This is a genomic window from Lactobacillus sp. MRS-253-APC-2B, from assembly GCF_012843675.1.
Taxonomy (GTDB): domain Bacteria; phylum Bacillota; class Bacilli; order Lactobacillales; family Lactobacillaceae; genus Limosilactobacillus; species Limosilactobacillus pulli.
Map to the genome: position 1 here is coordinate 162,720 of NZ_JABAFO010000002.1, position 17,040 is coordinate 179,759.

At 48.5% G+C, this 17,040-nt stretch carries 15 protein-coding genes and 1 riboswitch; all 15 genes read left to right on the forward strand.

All coding sequences use genetic code 11. The features are described 5' to 3' along the window. Window positions 1-76: 76 nt before the first annotated feature. Window positions 77-3,403 (forward strand): DNA polymerase III subunit alpha, encoded by a 3,327-nt coding sequence (dnaE, locus tag HF864_RS02355; RefSeq protein WP_169461511.1) that lies wholly within the window; start codon window positions 77-79, stop codon window positions 3,401-3,403. Window positions 3,404-3,561: 158 nt separating this feature from the next. Continuing rightward, on the forward strand, window positions 3,562-4,983 hold the full coding sequence (gene pyk, locus HF864_RS02360) for a pyruvate kinase (RefSeq protein ID WP_169461512.1): 1,422 nt from the start codon (window positions 3,562-3,564) through the stop codon (window positions 4,981-4,983). Window positions 4,984-5,116: 133 nt separating this feature from the next. Beyond that, entirely contained in the window at window positions 5,117-6,001 is an 885-nt protein-coding gene (locus HF864_RS02365) for a S1-like domain-containing RNA-binding protein (protein ID WP_169461551.1), read from the forward strand. After that, window positions 6,001-6,912, forward strand: coding sequence for a tyrosine-type recombinase/integrase (locus HF864_RS02370; RefSeq protein WP_169461513.1), 912 nt, complete (start codon window positions 6,001-6,003; stop codon window positions 6,910-6,912). The genes HF864_RS02365 and HF864_RS02370 overlap by 1 nt, the downstream gene beginning before the upstream one ends. A gap of 2 nt (window positions 6,913-6,914) precedes the next feature. Further along, window positions 6,915-7,277, forward strand: coding sequence for a reductase (locus HF864_RS02375; protein ID WP_169461514.1), 363 nt, complete (start codon window positions 6,915-6,917; stop codon window positions 7,275-7,277). Next, the gene (locus HF864_RS02380; RefSeq protein ID WP_169461515.1) at window positions 7,264-8,034 is read left to right on the forward strand and encodes a segregation/condensation protein A; all 771 of its coding nucleotides are present in this window, start codon (window positions 7,264-7,266) and stop codon (window positions 8,032-8,034) included. Before HF864_RS02375 ends, HF864_RS02380 begins: the two co-directional genes overlap by 14 nt. A gap of 2 nt (window positions 8,035-8,036) precedes the next feature. Then, window positions 8,037-8,657: an SMC-Scp complex subunit ScpB gene (gene scpB / locus HF864_RS02385; protein WP_205882259.1), complete on the forward strand. Its 621-nt coding sequence runs from the start codon at window positions 8,037-8,039 to the stop codon at window positions 8,655-8,657. After that, window positions 8,629-9,345, forward strand: coding sequence for a pseudouridine synthase (locus HF864_RS02390; protein WP_169461552.1), 717 nt, complete (start codon window positions 8,629-8,631; stop codon window positions 9,343-9,345). The genes scpB and HF864_RS02390 overlap by 29 nt, the downstream gene beginning before the upstream one ends. 68 nt (window positions 9,346-9,413) lie before the next feature. Beyond that, a riboswitch (FMN riboswitch) is annotated at window positions 9,414-9,544 on the forward strand. A gap of 107 nt (window positions 9,545-9,651) precedes the next feature. Next, entirely contained in the window at window positions 9,652-10,227 is a 576-nt protein-coding gene (locus HF864_RS02395) for an ECF transporter S component (RefSeq protein WP_169461516.1), read from the forward strand. A gap of 132 nt (window positions 10,228-10,359) precedes the next feature. Continuing rightward, the gene (locus tag HF864_RS02400) at window positions 10,360-11,421 is read left to right on the forward strand and encodes a helix-turn-helix domain-containing protein (RefSeq protein WP_169461517.1); all 1,062 of its coding nucleotides are present in this window, start codon (window positions 10,360-10,362) and stop codon (window positions 11,419-11,421) included. Next, on the forward strand, window positions 11,414-12,862 hold the full coding sequence (locus HF864_RS02405; protein WP_240936852.1) for an ATP-dependent DNA helicase RecQ: 1,449 nt from the start codon (window positions 11,414-11,416) through the stop codon (window positions 12,860-12,862). The genes HF864_RS02400 and HF864_RS02405 overlap by 8 nt, the downstream gene beginning before the upstream one ends. Before the next feature lie 63 nt (window positions 12,863-12,925). Beyond that, window positions 12,926-13,519, forward strand: a complete 594-nt coding sequence (locus HF864_RS02410; RefSeq protein WP_169461519.1) for a LysM domain-containing protein — start codon at window positions 12,926-12,928, stop codon at window positions 13,517-13,519. A 19-nt stretch (window positions 13,520-13,538) separates the two neighbouring features. After that, a complete protein-coding gene (gene cmk / locus HF864_RS02415; protein WP_169461520.1) occupies window positions 13,539-14,219 on the forward strand; it encodes a (d)CMP kinase in 681 nt (226 codons plus the stop codon). Between the two features lie 78 nt (window positions 14,220-14,297). Further along, the gene (gene rpsA / locus HF864_RS02420) at window positions 14,298-15,527 is read left to right on the forward strand and encodes a 30S ribosomal protein S1 (protein ID WP_033934755.1); all 1,230 of its coding nucleotides are present in this window, start codon (window positions 14,298-14,300) and stop codon (window positions 15,525-15,527) included. 141 nt (window positions 15,528-15,668) lie between these two features. Next, window positions 15,669-16,979, forward strand: a complete 1,311-nt coding sequence (gene der, locus HF864_RS02425; protein ID WP_169461521.1) for a ribosome biogenesis GTPase Der — start codon at window positions 15,669-15,671, stop codon at window positions 16,977-16,979. The last annotated feature ends 61 nt before the right edge of the window (window positions 16,980-17,040 follow it).

Consider the following 17,040-nt stretch of genomic DNA (forward strand, 5'->3'; position numbering starts at 1 on the left):
CCCTTTTATTGATGCAACGGTACGTTTTTTGGCGGCGGCTTCTGCTATAATTTTTAAGTGAAAGGATGGATCACGAATGGAACTAGTGCCGCTTAACGTAATCAGCACCTATAGTCTATTGCAGAGTCCGTTGCGCCCGCAAGAGCTGGTGCAAGGAGCCAAGGCCAAGGGGTATCATGCCGTAGCTTTGGCTGATTGGAACGTGATGTATGGTGCGATTGATTTTTACAATGCCGCCAAAGCAGCCGGTATCAAGCCTTTATTGGGACTACGGCTGCATCTAAAGACTGCGGCCATGACCACTAGAGGCCTGGAAGTCTTGTTTTTGGCGCGGACGCAGGCAGGCTATCTCAATTTGATGCAGCTGTCGACGCTCAAACAGACGCAGGCACAAACACGATTTTTGACGCATCAGGAGATCAAGCCTTATCTAAACGATCTGGATTTGATCCTACCCGCGCAGCCATTGACACTTGACCAGTCATTGATTGATCAGTGGCTGCCGGCAATGATTGAAGCTACGGCCGGGCATCTTTGGCTGGGCGTTGATCTGGAACTTGATGCCATTCAGCGTGAGCAGATCAAACAAACGGCACAACATTATGATGTATCGTTGGCAGCTGCACCACGGGTTGAATATTTAGAAGACGACGATGCATTTGCGGCTGATGTGTTGCGCCATATTGATGCGGGAACTAAGATGGCCAATCCGTTTTTTCAGGCACATCAATCAATCAGTCGCGCACTGCCTGAACAAGAAAAGCTCAGCCAGGCATTCTTGGATTCGGGATTTGAAAATGCAGTTGAACAAACGACTAGAATCGCTCAAGAATGCGCTGTTGAGGTTCGGTTTCAAAAGCCTGTCTTACCCAAGTTTCCAACACCAGATCAGCAGAGTGCCGCGGATTATCTAAAGTCACTGTGTCAGGCGGGACTTCAGAAACGACCATTGGCACCAGGATATACCTTGGCTGACTATCAAAAGCGGCTGCAAAGTGAGCTGACGACGATTCATGAAATGGGGTTTGACGATTATTTTCTGATTGTCTGGGACGTTATGCGCTTCGTTCACCAGCAGAAAATGGCGACTGATCCAGGACGAGGCTCGGCGGCTGGTTCGCTGGTTGCCTATGTTTTGGCGATTACCGAGGTTGATCCATTAAAATACCAATTGCTGTTCGAACGGTTCTTAAATCCGGAACGGGCGCAGATGCCGGATATCGACCTTGACCTGCCTGACAATCGGCGTGATGAGGTGTTGGCTTATGTTCACCAAAAGTATGGTCATAGCCGAGTTGCTCAGATCATCACGTTTGGGACGTTTGGTGCCAAGCAGGCTGTCAGGGACGTGGGCCGGGTTTTTGGCATGCCAGTCTATGCTATCGATGAGCTGGCCCGCGCCGTTCCCAATCTGCCCAAGATTACGTTGCAGCAAGCCTTAAATGAATCGCGATCGCTCAATAATCTGCTCAGCGATTCTTCACAAAACGCGCTTTTAATGAAAACCGCACTGCGGATTGAGGGACTACCGCGTCATTATTCCACGCACGCGGCCGGAATCGTTTTGTCCCAGGATCCTTTGAATCAACTGGTACCATTGCAAAACGGCAGTGATGGCCTGTTGATGACGCAGTTTCCCAAAGATACGGTTGAGGCATTGGGCCTTTTGAAGATGGACTTTTTGGGATTGCGAAACCTGTCGATCATGGATGCGGCTTTGCGACTGGTCGAAAAGAGCCAACCAGATTTTAATCTGCGAAAAATCAGTCTCAATGATCCATTGACCCTTCAGCTGTTTCAAAAAGGAGCAACGGAAGGAATTTTTCAATTTGAGTCAAGCGGGATTCGGCAGGTATTGATACGGCTGCATCCCGAAAACTTTGAAATGATCGTGGCCGTCAACGCGCTGTATCGTCCTGGACCAATGGACAACATTACGCATTTTATCGCCCGTAAAGAGGGTCGTGAAAAGGTCAGTCTGCCTGATCCATCGCTGGCACCGATTCTGGCACCAACCTATGGGATTTTGGTCTATCAAGAGCAGGTCATGCAACTGGCAGCTAAGATGGCTGGCTTTACACTGGGGCAGGCCGATCTTTTGCGGCGGGCGATGAGCAAGAAAAAGCAAGATGTAATGGAAAAAATGCGTGGTCGCTTTGTGCAAGGCGCGATTGCCAATGGCTATTCCAAGACGGTTGCCGAGCAGGTCTTTGATTATATTGATCGTTTTGCCAACTATGGCTTCAATCGTTCCCATGCCGTGGCTTATTCGATGATGGCCTTTGAAATGGCTTATTTGAAGTGTCATTTTACACCAGCGTTTTTTGCCGCATTATTGAATGCCCATGCTGGTTCAGAAAAAATGCGCGCCTATTTTGAGGATGCCAGATCGTTTGGCGTGGCAATTATCGGTCCCAATATCAACTTCAGCCAGGCCGACTTTAGTCTGTACCAGGGTCGGGTCTTGTTTGGCCTTGCAATGATTAAGGGCATCCGACGCGATCTGATCAAAGCGGTTATCGATCAGCGAAAACAAAAACCGTTTGCCAATCTGGCCGACTTTATTGGCCGCATCGACGTTAAATTTAGAAAAGTCGAACTGATTGCGCCGCTGATTTATGCCGGTGCTTTTGATCATTTGGGCAGCAACCGGGCTGAGATGATTGATGCCTTGCCGGACTTGATTGACGGAGCTGAGTTTAATCAAGCGCTGATGGGCAACGATACTTTTCAGACGACGATCCCGGCGCGGCCGGAGTATCCTTTGGCACAGCGGCTGGAAAAAGAGCATGAGTATCTGGGCATCTACTTGTCGGGACATCCCGTCAGCCAGTATCGGGCTTTGGCCAATCAGCTGCATGCGGTCAAGGTCACTCAGCTTAAAGAGGGGATGAATGCGACTTTGATCTTATATGTCAGTCGCGTTAAGACGATCAATACCAAAAAAACGCGTCAGCCCATGGCATTTATCAGTGCCTCTGATGAAACCGGCAGTATTGAGGTAACGGTTTTTCCAAAACAGTTCCAGCGCTACCAAGAACTGGTTGCTGCGCGCAATGTCTTGATTATCAGCGGCCGAGTGGAAAATCGTAATGGCAGTCTGCAGCTGCTGGCCAGTCGAATTCAGCTGGCTTCGGCTGCTGATGAGCGTGGATCGGCGCCAGCCAAGACGCGCTGGTTTCTGCAGTTGCGACCTGGTGTCTTGACACCGCAGCTTTCTGCTCAGCTGCAGGAATTTATCAAGCTTCACCATGGCAATGTACCAGTAATGGTTTATTATCCTGAAAAAAAGCAGACGCAGCTGCTGCCGCGCAGTCAGTGGCTCAATGGGGATGAAGCTACTAAAAAGGGACTGATTGATCTTTTGGGAGTCAGCAACGTGGTTTATCAATCCGTGCCATGAAATGGTTTGTTGCCAGCGTCAAAAATAATTAAAGTGTTAGCGTTTTCTTAATGCAATTAGTAAAGACAACGAATTTAAAAAGTGCTATGATAAGTGTTGTGCAAATGAGGTGCGCAATGGCGCAGTTTCTGCATTAATGCAAAGGAGAGATGTCACTTATGAAGAAAACCAAGATTGTAAGTACCCTTGGTCCTGCAAGTACTGATGTTGACACGATTGTAAAGCTGATCAATGCTGGTGCCAACATTTTCCGTTTCAACTTCTCACACGGTGATCACCCAGAACACCTGGGCCGGATGAACAATGTTAAGAAGGCTCAAGAAATCACCGGTAAGCACGTTGGTCTGATGTTGGACACTAAGGGTGCTGAAATTCGTACTACTGTTGAAAAAGACGGTAAGATCGAATTCAATGCTGGTGACAAGGTTCGGATCTCAATGGACGACTCCATTGAAGGTACGCACGAAAAGATTGCTGTTACCTACCCAGGTCTGTACGATGACGTTCACGTTGGCGGCCACGTTCTGTTTGATGATGGTCTGATCGACATGATCATCGACGAAAAGGACGAAGCTAACCATGAACTGGTCTGCACGGTTCAAAACCATGGTCTGCTGGGTTCACGCAAGGGTGTCAACGCACCTGGCGTTTCCATCAACCTGCCTGGTATCACGGAAAAGGACTCTAGCGACATTCGTTTTGGTCTGGAACAAGGTATCAACTACATCGCCGCTTCCTTCGTTCGTAAGCCAGAAGATATCGAAGACATTCGTGCACTGCTGAAGGAAAAGAACATGGAAGACGTTCAAATCTTCCCTAAGATCGAATCTCAAGAAGGTATCGACAACTTCGAAGCAATTATGCAAGTTGCTGATGGTCTGATGGTTCCACGTGGTGACATGGGTGTTGAAATCCCAGCTGAAAACGTGCCATTGGTACAAAAGAAGATGATTCGCCGCTGCAACGAAATGGGCAAGCCAGTTATCACGGCTACCCAAATGCTGGACTCCATGGAAGAAAACCCACGCCCAACGCGTGCCGAAGTTTCTGACGTTGCCAACGCTGTCTTTGATGGTACTGATGCAACGATGCTGTCTGGTGAAAGTGCCAACGGTGACTGGCCAGTAGAAGCCGTTTCTACGATGGCTCGCATCGACGTTAAGGCTGAAAACAACCTGGACCTGTTCGGTACGGAAACGTTCAACTTTGACAAGAGCGACGTTACGGAAACGATCGGTTCTGCAGTTGCCCAAGCCGCTAAGGACCTTGACATCAAGGTTATCGTAGCCGCTACTTCTTCAGGCTACACGGCCCGTATGATCTCCAAGTACCGTCCAAACGCCGACATTCTGGCTTTGACGTTTGATGAACGGACTGAACGTGGTCTGATGGTTAACTGGGGTGTTCAACCATACGTTGTTGACAAGCCAGCTGACACTGATGAAATGTTTGCTCTGGCTGCTAAGAAGGCAGTTGAACTTGGTTTTGCCAAGAAGGGCGACAAGATCATCGTGGTTGCCGGTGTTCCTATGGGCACGCCAGGTGCAACCAACCTGATGCGGGTTGAAACGATCAAGTAGTCTTGATTATTTCATCCGCAAAAACCGTCTGTCATTAGACAGGCGGTTTTTTTACTCCTTTGCTTTTATTTTGTTCTAATATTATGTAAAATAGGCTAGATACCCAACTGAGAAAATTAAGGATGATAAAATGATAAATTCAGTACTTGGCAAAGTCGTCGATGCCGTAATGATCGACGAAAACGACCATGATTATTTCGTACAGCCTGCGCGCAACGGTCAAACCTATCGCCTGCCCAAGGATGAAAGCCCTCAAGTTCTGCATATTGGTGGTTCCGTTCGCGGCTTTGTCTATGAAAATGAAAATCACCAGCTGCAAATGACCTGCCAGCATATTCCAACGGTGCAAGTTGATCATTATGATTTTGGGACGGTTGTTGGTGTTCGGCGCGACTTGGGCGTCTTTGTCGATATTGGTCTGCCTAATAAAGACATCGTTGTTTCATTGGATGATCTGCCAAGTCTCAAGCATCTATGGCCGCAAAAAGGCGATCGCTTGATGATGGCGCTTAAGGTTGACGATAAAAATCGAATCTGGGGCCAGTTGGCAGATGAGAGCGTTTTTGAAGCCATCGCCAATCGCCCGGATCCCCGGATGAAAAACAAGGACGTTAAGGCAACTGTCTATCGCTTGAAGATGGCAGGAACGTTTGTGATTACAGATGACTACTGCCTGGGCTTCATTCACCCAAGCGAGCGTGATCAAGAGCCTAGATTAGGTCAGCGAATCTCGGCACGAGTAATCGGTCTATCAAGTCATGGCAGTCTTAATCTTTCGTTAAAGCCGCGTGCCTACCAGGCAATCGGCGAAGATGCTCAGATGCTTTTGGAGATGCTGCGTCGCACGCCTGACCATACGCTGCCGTTTACTGACAAGAGTGATCCCGAGGCAATTCGGCAAGAGTTTGGCATCAGCAAGGGCCAGTTCAAACGCGCGGTTGGTCATCTCTTGAAGGCAAGAATGGTCAGCATGGTCAATGGCAAGCTGATTTTAATTAAGGATCCAGATGATAAATAATGAGTAAAGCACCGCTGCAACCGGCTGCTGCCGACTATATCAAACAACTGAAAATCGAAAATCGGCTGGCCCAAAATACTATCACCAGTTACCAGCGTGATCTTTTGGATGCCGTTCGCTATTTACAAGATACGCATGCTGACTGGCAAGATGTTGATCAAACGGCAGTCATGGCTTTTTTGGATCAGCTAAAACAACAGGGCGTGGCTAGAGAAACCATCAATCGTCATATCGTCAGTCTGCGTCAGCTCTATAAGTATCTGCGTCAGATGGGTCGGGTTGATGTTGACCCTTTGGCTAATTTGACGACTGCGGCTATTCCGGCTAAACAGACCCCCGTTATGTCGACCAGCCAGATTGCGGCTCTTTTAGCCGTACCAAACGTTAACAATCGAACCGGACTGCGGGATCGAGCAATTTTTGAGCTGCTGTATGCAACCGGAATGCGCGTCAACGAACTGCTGAGTCTTAAGGTAGCAGATATTGACCTAAATGCACAGCTGGTTATGCCGCATGATCGATCAGGACGCACCAGGGTCGTGCCAATCAGTGATGAATGCACGAAATGGCTCAAGCGCTACGCTGATGAGTCTCGTTTTAAACTGATGCGTGATGACACCGACGTTTTCTTCTTGAACAATCGGGGTCAGTCCTTGACTCGTCAAGCAATCTGGCAAAAATTGCGCTCAGCCGGTAGCCGGGCTGAATTGGAATTGGACGTAACGCCGGATGTCTTAAGGGCCACTTTTGCCCACGAAATGCTGGTCAATGGGGCCGATCTCAGGGCCGTTCAAATAATGCTTGGTCATCAGTCGCTGAGTACGACGGAACGCTATGCACCAAGCGATGACGTTCACCTGGCTGCTCAGTATCGGCAGTATCATCCCCAATCAATAAACGAGGTGGAATAATTATGCTGGTGCCATATCGCAAGGACTATCGTAAAATCATTCTGGGTATTTTGTCATTTATTCCCAGCCTGCATGATTATGATCGCGTGGCTGAGGAAGTGGATTGGTCACTGGGGGTCGGCAACCCGATTTATCTGTGGCAAAATGATGAGGATGGCGATTTCAGCGGTGCGGCCATTATCGAACTGGGACCAGAGTATGTTTTGATTCGCCGAATTTCGTTTCTGCCCAGCGAGCGTTCAGGCAAAAACGTCTATGCCTTTTTAACGGCGCTGCACCAAAAGTATGCCAATCGGCGCTTGATGGGAACCATGGCTACGCAGCCTTTGATTACAAATTGGGAGAAAACGAATGAAAAACAATGAAAATCAGCTGCTGCAGCACCCATACCAGCCCAACATCAAGCTTGCGGATTTTGAGGGCCCACTTGATCTATTGCTGCATTTGATTCGTCAGTCTGAAATGGATATCTATGACATTCAGATTGCTGAGATTACGGGACAATACATGCAATATCTGCGTCAGATGCAGCAGCATCAACTAGAGGTTGCCGGTGAGTATTTCGTCATGGCAGCAACTTTAATGGCGATTAAGAGCCAGATGCTTTTGCCTAAGCCGTCCGTACCAGAAGATGAGGAACCAATTGAAGAGGATCCACGTGAAGAGCTGGTTGAACAGCTGCTGGAATATCAGCGTTACAAACAGGCTGCTGAAAAGCTCAAGGATAAAGAGGCTTTTCGGCAAAAAGAGTTTACGCGTACAGCGATGGCGGTGCCAGCGGAATTTATTCACTCTCAAACGGCACCTGGAACAACGCTCGAACAGCTCAAAGAAGCTTTTGAGCAGGTTTTGAAACGACACCAGGCACTTGAGCCCGAAACGGCTACCGTGGCGCCAGAAAAGACGACCGTTGAAGAGCGAATTCAGTTTGTCATGCAGCGAGTCAGACAAGGAGCAGTTGCTTTTGAGGAACTGTTTGAGGATCTAAAAACGCGTGATAATCTGGTGACGACGTTTTTAGCCGTTTTAGAACTGGCCAAACATCGCCGCGTCGTTTTGCATCAAGCGGCCCGGTTTGCACCATTGATTTTGACGCCTGGAAAAATAAGTGAGGAAGATTAAGCTTGAACCCATTAGCTGAAATTGAAGGTCTGCTGTTTATCAGTGGCGATGAAGGCATCTCGCTAGGAGATCTGTCTAAGGTTACGGGATATTTGAAACCGGCAGTTCTGGAGATGATTGCGCAGTTAAAAGAAAAATATCAGCAAGATGAAAACTGTGCCTTAACGCTTTTGGACAGCGACTCGGTCTATCGATTGGCAACCAAGGCCCAATTGGCCGACGTCATGCAGCACTACTTTGAAGAGCCGCTGACAACGCCGCTTACCCAAACGTTGCTGGAGGTATTGGCCATCGTTGCTTATAAGCAGCCATTGACGCGTCTTGAAATTGATGAGATTCGTGGCGTACAAAGCTCTGGATCGCTTCAAAAGCTGACGGCGCGCGGCTTGGTTGAGACGCACGGTCGCCTGGCAGTTCCAGGACGTCCGTTTTTATATGTTACGACGCCGGCCTTTTTGGACTACTTTGGTTTGACGACATTGGATGAGCTGCCGGCTCTAGACAAAAATCTGCAGCCAGAAGACTTGGATGGCGATATCTTCTTGCGGGCACTGCAGTCGCGACAAATGAGAAAGGAAATATCAGAAAATGAAGATGGAAAGACTCCAAAAAGCAATGGCTGAGGCCGGCGTGGCCAGTCGACGGGCCTCGGAGAAACTGATTGCTCAAGGCCACGTCAAGGTCAATGGCAAGCTGGTTACTGAACTGGGCACCAAGGTCAGCTCCAGTGATCAGGTAACGGTTGACGGCGTTCCACTAGAGCGTGAGCAGCCGGAATACTACCTGCTCAATAAGCCGCGGGGTGTTATCACGTCAGCTCATGATGAGCATGGTCGCCGCACCGTGGTCGATATTTTAAAAGACGGCGGCGTAACCTCGCGTATTTATCCGGTTGGACGACTGGATTACGATACGACGGGCGTTTTGCTGCTGACCAATGATGGCGCACTGGCCAACAAGCTCATGCATCCTAAGTTTGAGATTGAAAAGACCTACGTTGCCAAGGTTAAGGGCTTGATTTCCAACCATGATCTGGAACAGCTGCGTCATGGCGTGATGATCGATGGTAAAAAGACCAAAGAGGCCAAACCCAAGCTGCTTAAAGTTGACAAGGAACATCGTGTCTCGGTCGTGCGGCTGACGATTCACGAAGGCCGCTATCACCAGGTTAAAAAGATGTTTAAGGCGGTCGGTCACCCGGTTCAAAAACTGACGCGGGAAAGTGATGGCATTCTAAATCTAAAGGGACTGCCAGGCGGTCAATGGCGTGAGCTGAAGATGGATGAGATCAATGCCTTAAAAAAACTATAAGCATCAAATTGAAGAAAAAGTTTGCTTATGCTATAGTGTAATCGTTCATGAAATTAATTTAATAATAGGTTTATCTTCAAGGCAGGGTGTGATTCCCGACCGGCGGTAAAAGCCCGCAACCCGATGACAGATTGGTTATCGGTGGAACCTGGCGTAATTCCAGGTGCCGACAGTATAGTCTGGTATATAGAAGATTTTCGCTTATACGAAATCAATGACAGCCGCTGATGAACCGTTTTCATCAGCGGCTTTTTTCGTTGGGCGAGCAGCCCCGGAGATGACCTTCAATTTTGGGAGGTTTTAATCATGACAGTTTCTCGTATCCGTATCCAGCGCCTGGCTGGGATCGCCTGCTTGAGCGCACTGGCATTTGTATTGATGATGCTGGAGTTTCCAATCGTTCCGGTTGCCGCTTATCTAAAGCTGGACTTTTCTGACATACCCGTATTGCTGGGAACGCTGATCTATGGTCCAGTCGGCGGTATCATTATCGCAGCCATCAAGTGCTTGATTCATGCATTGGTCTACGGCTTTTCGATTGGTGAGCTGCTGGGGGTCGGCAGTGACTTTATTTCTTCTTTGGCCTTGATGCTGCCATTTGCCTGGGCAGCTAAGAAGGCCTCGCTGAAGCCGGCACGTCGCTACTTGCTGGGAACCGTATCCGGGACGCTGGTTTTGACGGTTGTAATGTCTTTACTTAATCTGTGGGTTCTGACGCCGCTTTACATGAAGATTTGGGGCTGGAAGCCAACGATGCCGATCGCTTCTTTGGTGGCATTGGGTGTAGTACCTTTTAACCTTATCAAAGGCCTTTTGGTTGGCGGGGTCTCCTCGCTTTTGGCAATGCGCCTGTCCAATTGGCTGGCTAAGCATCAAATGTAACATTAACCAGACGACTGCTAACGGAGGATCCAAGACCAATTTTAATTGGCATGCGGATAAGACGGTGGCAGTCTTTTTTTGTTTGATGAAATTTCGTAAAATCAGCATATAGTATCTTGAGGGGGTGAAACAATGAAGAGCTATTTTATTGAAATGTTGACCGATCAGCCCAGAAGAACGGCGGTCCTGCGCAATACCGTCAAAAACAAGCGGACGGTGGCAACATTGTTTTGGGCACGCGAATACGGTATTTTAAAGTGGCTGGGAGCTGCTCCGAGACTGACGGTCAATGACTTTGAACAATGGCTCGCTCAAATGACGCAGGCAGGCTTGGTCAAAGTAGATGATCAGCTGGCTTGGCTCACCCCCAATGGCATTGCTGAAAAAGAAAAATTTTTAAAGACACATTATCAGCCGCGGCTCGGTGACTGGTTTTGGCTGGGCAGAACTGATCAGCTGGCTCCGCGCGTCTTATTGGCAACGCAAGCGGTCAGTCAATTTGCCTACCACCAGAACCATTATGTTCCATTGAATCTGGCACCGGCCGAACTTTATTTTGTCCGCCAGTGGTTTTATAAAAACCGAGTTCAAATCATCGATAATTGGGATCAGGAACTACAGCAGGCGGCTTTTAATCTGGCCAAGCTGGATGAAAGGCTGGCCAAACTGCTGGTTTTTTCCTTACCTGGTTATCAAGCAACGGGCTGGACGCTTGACCAGGCAGCTTTGGCCCTGGATGCTTCGACTGATGAGATTATGGTTATGGAGCGCGATATCTGGCTGGGAATTGGCTATCTGGCACTCAATCAGCCTGGCAGCTTAATGAATCAATTATTGGCTGATCGCCTGCATGAAACGCCGCTTAATCATAGTGCTGCAGTAACGCTGCAAATGTTTGAGCAGGGGATGTCTATTGATCGGATCAGTCAAAAAAGGCGGCTAAAACTGGGAACGATTCGTGAACACATCTTGGAAGCAGCGATCTTTATGCCACGTTTAATCGATCTTAAGCGTTTGATTGATCCCAAACAGGTTCGGCAACTGACTGAACGCTATCATGGCGTACCGGCTGACTGGACGTTTATGCCACCGGTTGCTGAGCCATTAACCACAGCTGACAAAGCCCAAAATGAGCAGGCCTTTTTTGAGTATCGGCTTTTCCAGATTATCAAAGGGGGCCAAAATGATGAATGAAGATATACTTTATCAAACACTCAAGCAGCGATTTGGCTTTGACGAATTTCGACCTGGTCAAAAAGAGACAATTGAGGCCGTCTTAAAGCGAGAAGACGTCCTGGCAGTACTGCCAACCGGCGCGGGTAAGACGCTGCTTTATCAACTACCGGGTTATTTAATGGCTGGCAGCGTCTTGATCGTTTCGCCGCTGATCTCTTTAATGCAGGATCAAGTTGATCGGTTGCGTCAGCGAGGTGAGCGCAGCGTTGTGATGCTGAATGCCACATTGACTGGCCGATCAAGGCAGCAGGTCTTAAAGAATCTGCGCAGCTATCGCTTTATTTTTGCTTCACCAGAGATTTTGGCTCAGCCGCCGATTAAACAAGCGCTAAGAAATTGTCAGATCAGTCTGTTGGTAATTGACGAAGCACACTGTATTTCACAATGGGGGCCGGATTTTCGTCCTGAGTACCTATTGCTCAAAAATATTAAAAAAGAACTGCAAAATCCACCGATCCTGTTGTTAACGGCCACGGCGACGCCACGCGTTCAAGCTGATATTTTACAAAAGATGGATCTTAATTACGAACGGGTCAAAAAAGTAATTCGTTCGGTCAATCGTCCCAACATCTTTTTGGCAGTCGATCGGGTAGCCAACGATCAAGAAAAGCGCAAGCATCTGTCTCAGTGGCTGCATCAGCTGGGTGGTGGTGGGATCGTCTACTTTTCCAGCCGCCGCTTAGCTAATGAACTGGCTGGTGAGCTGGCAGCAGCAACTGGATTTGGGGTTGCGGCATATCACGCTGGCATCTCGGCAATCGATCGGTTTCGCATACAACAACAGTTCATGCATGGCCAGCTGCAGATTGTCTGTGCCACCAGTGCGTTTGGGATGGGTATTGATAAGGATGATATTCGCTATGTCATTCATTATCATTTGCCGGGCAGTCTGGAAAGCTACGTTCAAGAAATTGGGCGCGCCGGCCGTAATCAAAAACCGGCGCTGGCCTTGCTGATGTACGCACCTGGTGATGAACAGATCCCAAGACAGCTTAGCCAAATTGAGCTGCCCAGTCAGATAGTCGTTGAAAAGGTGCAAAAACATGAGCTGCCAAGTCAGGCACTGGGCCCACAGGCTGAACTGATCGAGTTTTATCTAGCGCATGGCTGGGCTTATGCAAAGCTTTACACCATGCTTAAAAAAAGAAGCCAGCTTACGGAGCGGCAGTTAGGGGCAATGCTTGACTACGTTAATGAAACACGGTGCCGGCGGGCCAAGATCATGCGTTATTTTGGTGAACGGCCGGTTGAAGAAAATGTTTGCTGTGATTGTCATCAAAATGACTGGCAGCTGAGTGACCTCAAACTACCAACTCCCCCAGCTCTAGTTATCGCTGATCAATGGGACTGGCAAAAGCAGCTGCGAATTCTGTTTGCCAAGGAATCGAAATCTGGCTAGACAGGCATGGCTTTTTTGCGCTACAATCGATTCAATCACTGAAATATAAAGGAGCGTTCGTTAATGAGTGAACGACGTGAGGACCATCGTCAGGAGGCCGGTAAGCTTTGGGACAAGACCTTTGAGGACAATCAAGATCTTGATGATTCCGGTCACCTGTCGCGTACGGCCCATCGTAAGCAAAGCTCGCATAATTCACGAATCACGACGATTCTGATCGTTTTAATCGTGATTTTGGCAGCAACCCCAATCATTTATTGGGTACATCATGAGCAGTCCTTCAATCATCCGCAGCAAACGGAAAAGGTTGCTCAAGCCACATCGAGCAAGGTAAAAAAAGCGTCCAGCCACGCGAAGTCTAAAACAAAAGCTAAATCCCAGTCCAAGACAGCCTCTGCCAAGTCGCAGGCCAAAAGCAGCGAGAATGAGGCTGAGCCAACCAGCATTACCAGTACTCAGAGCAGCTCAACGTCAAGTACGGCTGCCAGTACCTCATCAACCAGTCAAAGTGGTGCTAAGTATGCCACGGTTGAATCAGGACAGGGTATCTATCGCGTGGCGGCTAATAATGGACTGACGGTTGCGGAACTGGCCAGTCTCAACAACATATCACCCAATGCACCGCTGCATCCAGGCCAGCGGCTGCGGGTCAAATAAAAGGGGAATTTGAATTTTTATGGAAAAAGGATTGCAAGTGGCCATTGATGGTCCAGCTTCATCGGGCAAAAGCACGGTTGCCAAAATCATTGCCAAGCGATTTGGCTATGTTTACTGTGATACGGGTGCCATGTATCGGTCAGTAACGTGGGCGGCATTGAAAAATGGGATTGCCGTCAGTGATACCAAGGACGTTATTGAGCTGGCTCGCCAGATCAAGATTACGTTTGAACCTGGTGAGCCGGATCAGCGCGTGTTCGTTGACGGTCATGAAGTCACCAAAGACATCCGCACTGAACAAATTGCAGCCAACGTTTCGGCAGTAGCCGCGATTCCTGAGGTTCGCGAGCAAATGGTTGAACAGCAGCGTCAAATCGCGCAGGCTGGTGGTATCGTAATGGACGGCCGTGACATTGGAACAACGGTGCTCCCTAATGCGCAGGTCAAGGTATTTTTGGTTGCCAGTGCTCATGAGCGGGCACGGCGTCGTTATGAAGAAAACCTGCAAAAAGGCTTAGCTACGCAATCATTGGCTGAACTGGAAGCAGCCATCAAGCTGCGGGATCAAAAAGATTCTACGCGCAAAGTCTCGCCGCTGACCCAGGCCAAAGATGCGATTTTAATTGATACGACGAGCTTAACGATTGATCAGGTAGTTGATGAAATCAGCGCACTGATCAAAAAAAACCAGGACAATTAATTCTAAACACTGGTAAACTTGGTTCAACTCTAGTAAAATAGTGCCTAGAGTTGATTGTTGCAAGGAGGATTTTTTTTAATGGCTGAAAACGAAAACAAAGACGCGATGTTAGAAGCGCTCGACAGCATCAAAGAAGTTAAGGTTGGCGATGTTGTTAAGGGCAAGGTACTGCAAATTGATGATCGTCAAGCGATCGTTGGTATTGAAGACTCAGGTGTTGAAGGGGTTGTCCCGGCTAACCAACTGTCTTCCAAGCCCGTTGAAGACATCAACACGGTTGTGAAGGTCGGCGACGAACTGGACCTGGTTGTCATCTCCAAGATTGGCAGCGACAAGGAAAACGGCAGTTACCTGCTTTCACACCGGCGCTTGGAAGCCATGAAGGTATGGGACGATCTGGAAAAGAAATTCGAAGCTGGTGAAACGATCACGGCTAAGGTTACCCAAGCTGTTAAGGGTGGTCTGGTTGTAGATGCCGGCGTTCGTGGTTTCGTACCTGCCTCAATGATTACTGACCACTACGTTGAAGACTTGAACCAATTCAAAGGTCAAGAACTTGAATTCAAGATTGTTGAAATCGAACCAAGCGACAATCGCCTGATTCTTTCTCACAAGGAAATCGTTCAAGCTCAACACGAAGAAGCTGCTAAGAAGGTCTTCTCTGAACTGCAACCTGGCGACGTTGTCGAAGGTAAGGTAGCTCGGATGACCAACTTTGGTGCCTTCATCGACCTTGGTGGCGTAGACGGTCTGGTTCACGTTTCTGAAATTTCCTACGACCACGTTGACAAGCCATCTGACGTTCTGGAAGTTGGCCAAGACGTTAAGGTTAAGGTTCTGAGCGTTGACCCAGAACGCGAACGTATTTCCCTGTCCATCAAGCAAACGCTGCCTGGACCATGGGATGACATTCAAGACAAGGCTCCAGTTGGCGCAGTTCTGACTGGTACTGTTAAGCGCCTGACCAGCTTTGGTGCTTTTGTTGAAGTATTCCCTGGCGTTGAAGGTTTGGTACACATTTCCCAAATCTCCCACAAGCACATTGCTACGCCAGCTGATGTTCTGAAGCCAGGCGAAGAAGTCAAGGTTAAGGTTCTGAACGTTGACCCTGAACACCAACGTCTTGGTCTGTCCATCAAGGCACTGGAAGAAAAGCCAGCTGGTTCTGACAACAACGAAGGCCACCGTGGCGGCAACCGTCGCCCTCGTCGTCGTAACAACGACTACAAGGCCAACATGCCAGAAGAAGAAAACGGCTTTACGCTGGGCGATCTGATCGGTGACGAACTGAAGAACGCTCGCAAGTAATTTAACATTGCGTTAAGAGCAAAGCTGGGATTTTTCCCAGCTTTGTTTTTTCGTTAGGGCCCTTTGGCAATCGGTTGAAGGGAACGCTAAAATATCTGAGATCAATCAAAATAAATCTAATTAGAAAGAAGGTGCCGATTTATGGCAAATCCAATCGTAGCCATCGTTGGTCGCCCCAACGTTGGTAAATCTACGCTGTTTAATCGAATTGCCGGCGAACGAATCTCAATCGTTGAGGATACGCCAGGTGTGACGCGCGACCGGATCTATGCGCATGGTGAATGGCTGGGCAAGCATTTTAGTCTGATCGATACTGGTGGGATTGAGATGTCCGATCAACCGTTGTCGACTCAGATTAGAGAGCAGGCCGAAGTGGCGATTGACGAGGCTGATGTTATCGTAATGGTGGTCGACGTGCGTAGCGGCGTTACCGATGCCGATGAGCAGGTTGCTCAAATTCTGTACCGGTCTGACAAGCCAGTTGTTTTGGCGGTCAATAAGGTCGACAATCCAGAGCGACGTTCCGATGTGTATGACTTTTATTCACTGGGCCTGGGCGAGCCATATCCAGTTTCCAGCGTGCATGGAGTCGGCGTTGGGGATTTGTTGGATGCCGTCATCAAAAACTTCCCTGAAAATGTCGCCAACGATGAAGACGACACGATTCACTTTAGTTTGATTGGCCGGCCCAACGTTGGCAAGTCTTCGATCGTCAATGCCATGCTGGGTGAGGATCGAGTTATTGTATCCAATATTGCTGGGACAACGCGTGATGCCATTGATACGCATTTTAAGGCGGATGGCCGTGAATTTACGATGGTCGATACGGCCGGAATTAAGAAAAAAGGCAAGCTCTATGAAAATACCGAACGATATGCTCTGATGCGTTCGATGCGGGCGATTGACGGCAGTGATGTCGTGCTGGTCGTTTTGAATGCCGAAGAGGGGATTCGCGAGCTGGACAAGCACATTGCTGGGTATGCTCATGAAGCTGGCAAGGGGATCATCATCGTAGTCAACAAGTGGGATACGATTCCTGACCGTGATCAACGTACGATGACCGACTTTACCAACCTGATTCGTCAAGAATTCCAATACCTTAGCTATGCCCCAATCATCTTTGTTTCCGCTAAGACGCGGCAACGGCTGCTCAAATTGCCTAAGATGATTGAGGAGGTCTACGATCACAGTCGGCGTCGTATTCAGTCATCCGTACTTAACGATGTAATCATGGATGCCATTGCAGCCAACCCAACGCCAAGTACGAATGGTCGGCGGCTGCGCGTCTACTATGCAACCCAGGTGGCGATTGAACCGCCAACGTTTGTTATTTTTGTCAACGATCCGGATCTGATGCACTTCTCATATGCGCGTTATCTGGAAAACCAGATTCGTCAAGCATTTGATTTCTCAGGAACGCCGATTCATTTGATTAAACGTAAGCGTAAATAGCATAATGATGTTTTTTGCATCAAAAATCAAGCCGGACCAGCTTTAGTGAAAAGGGACTTTA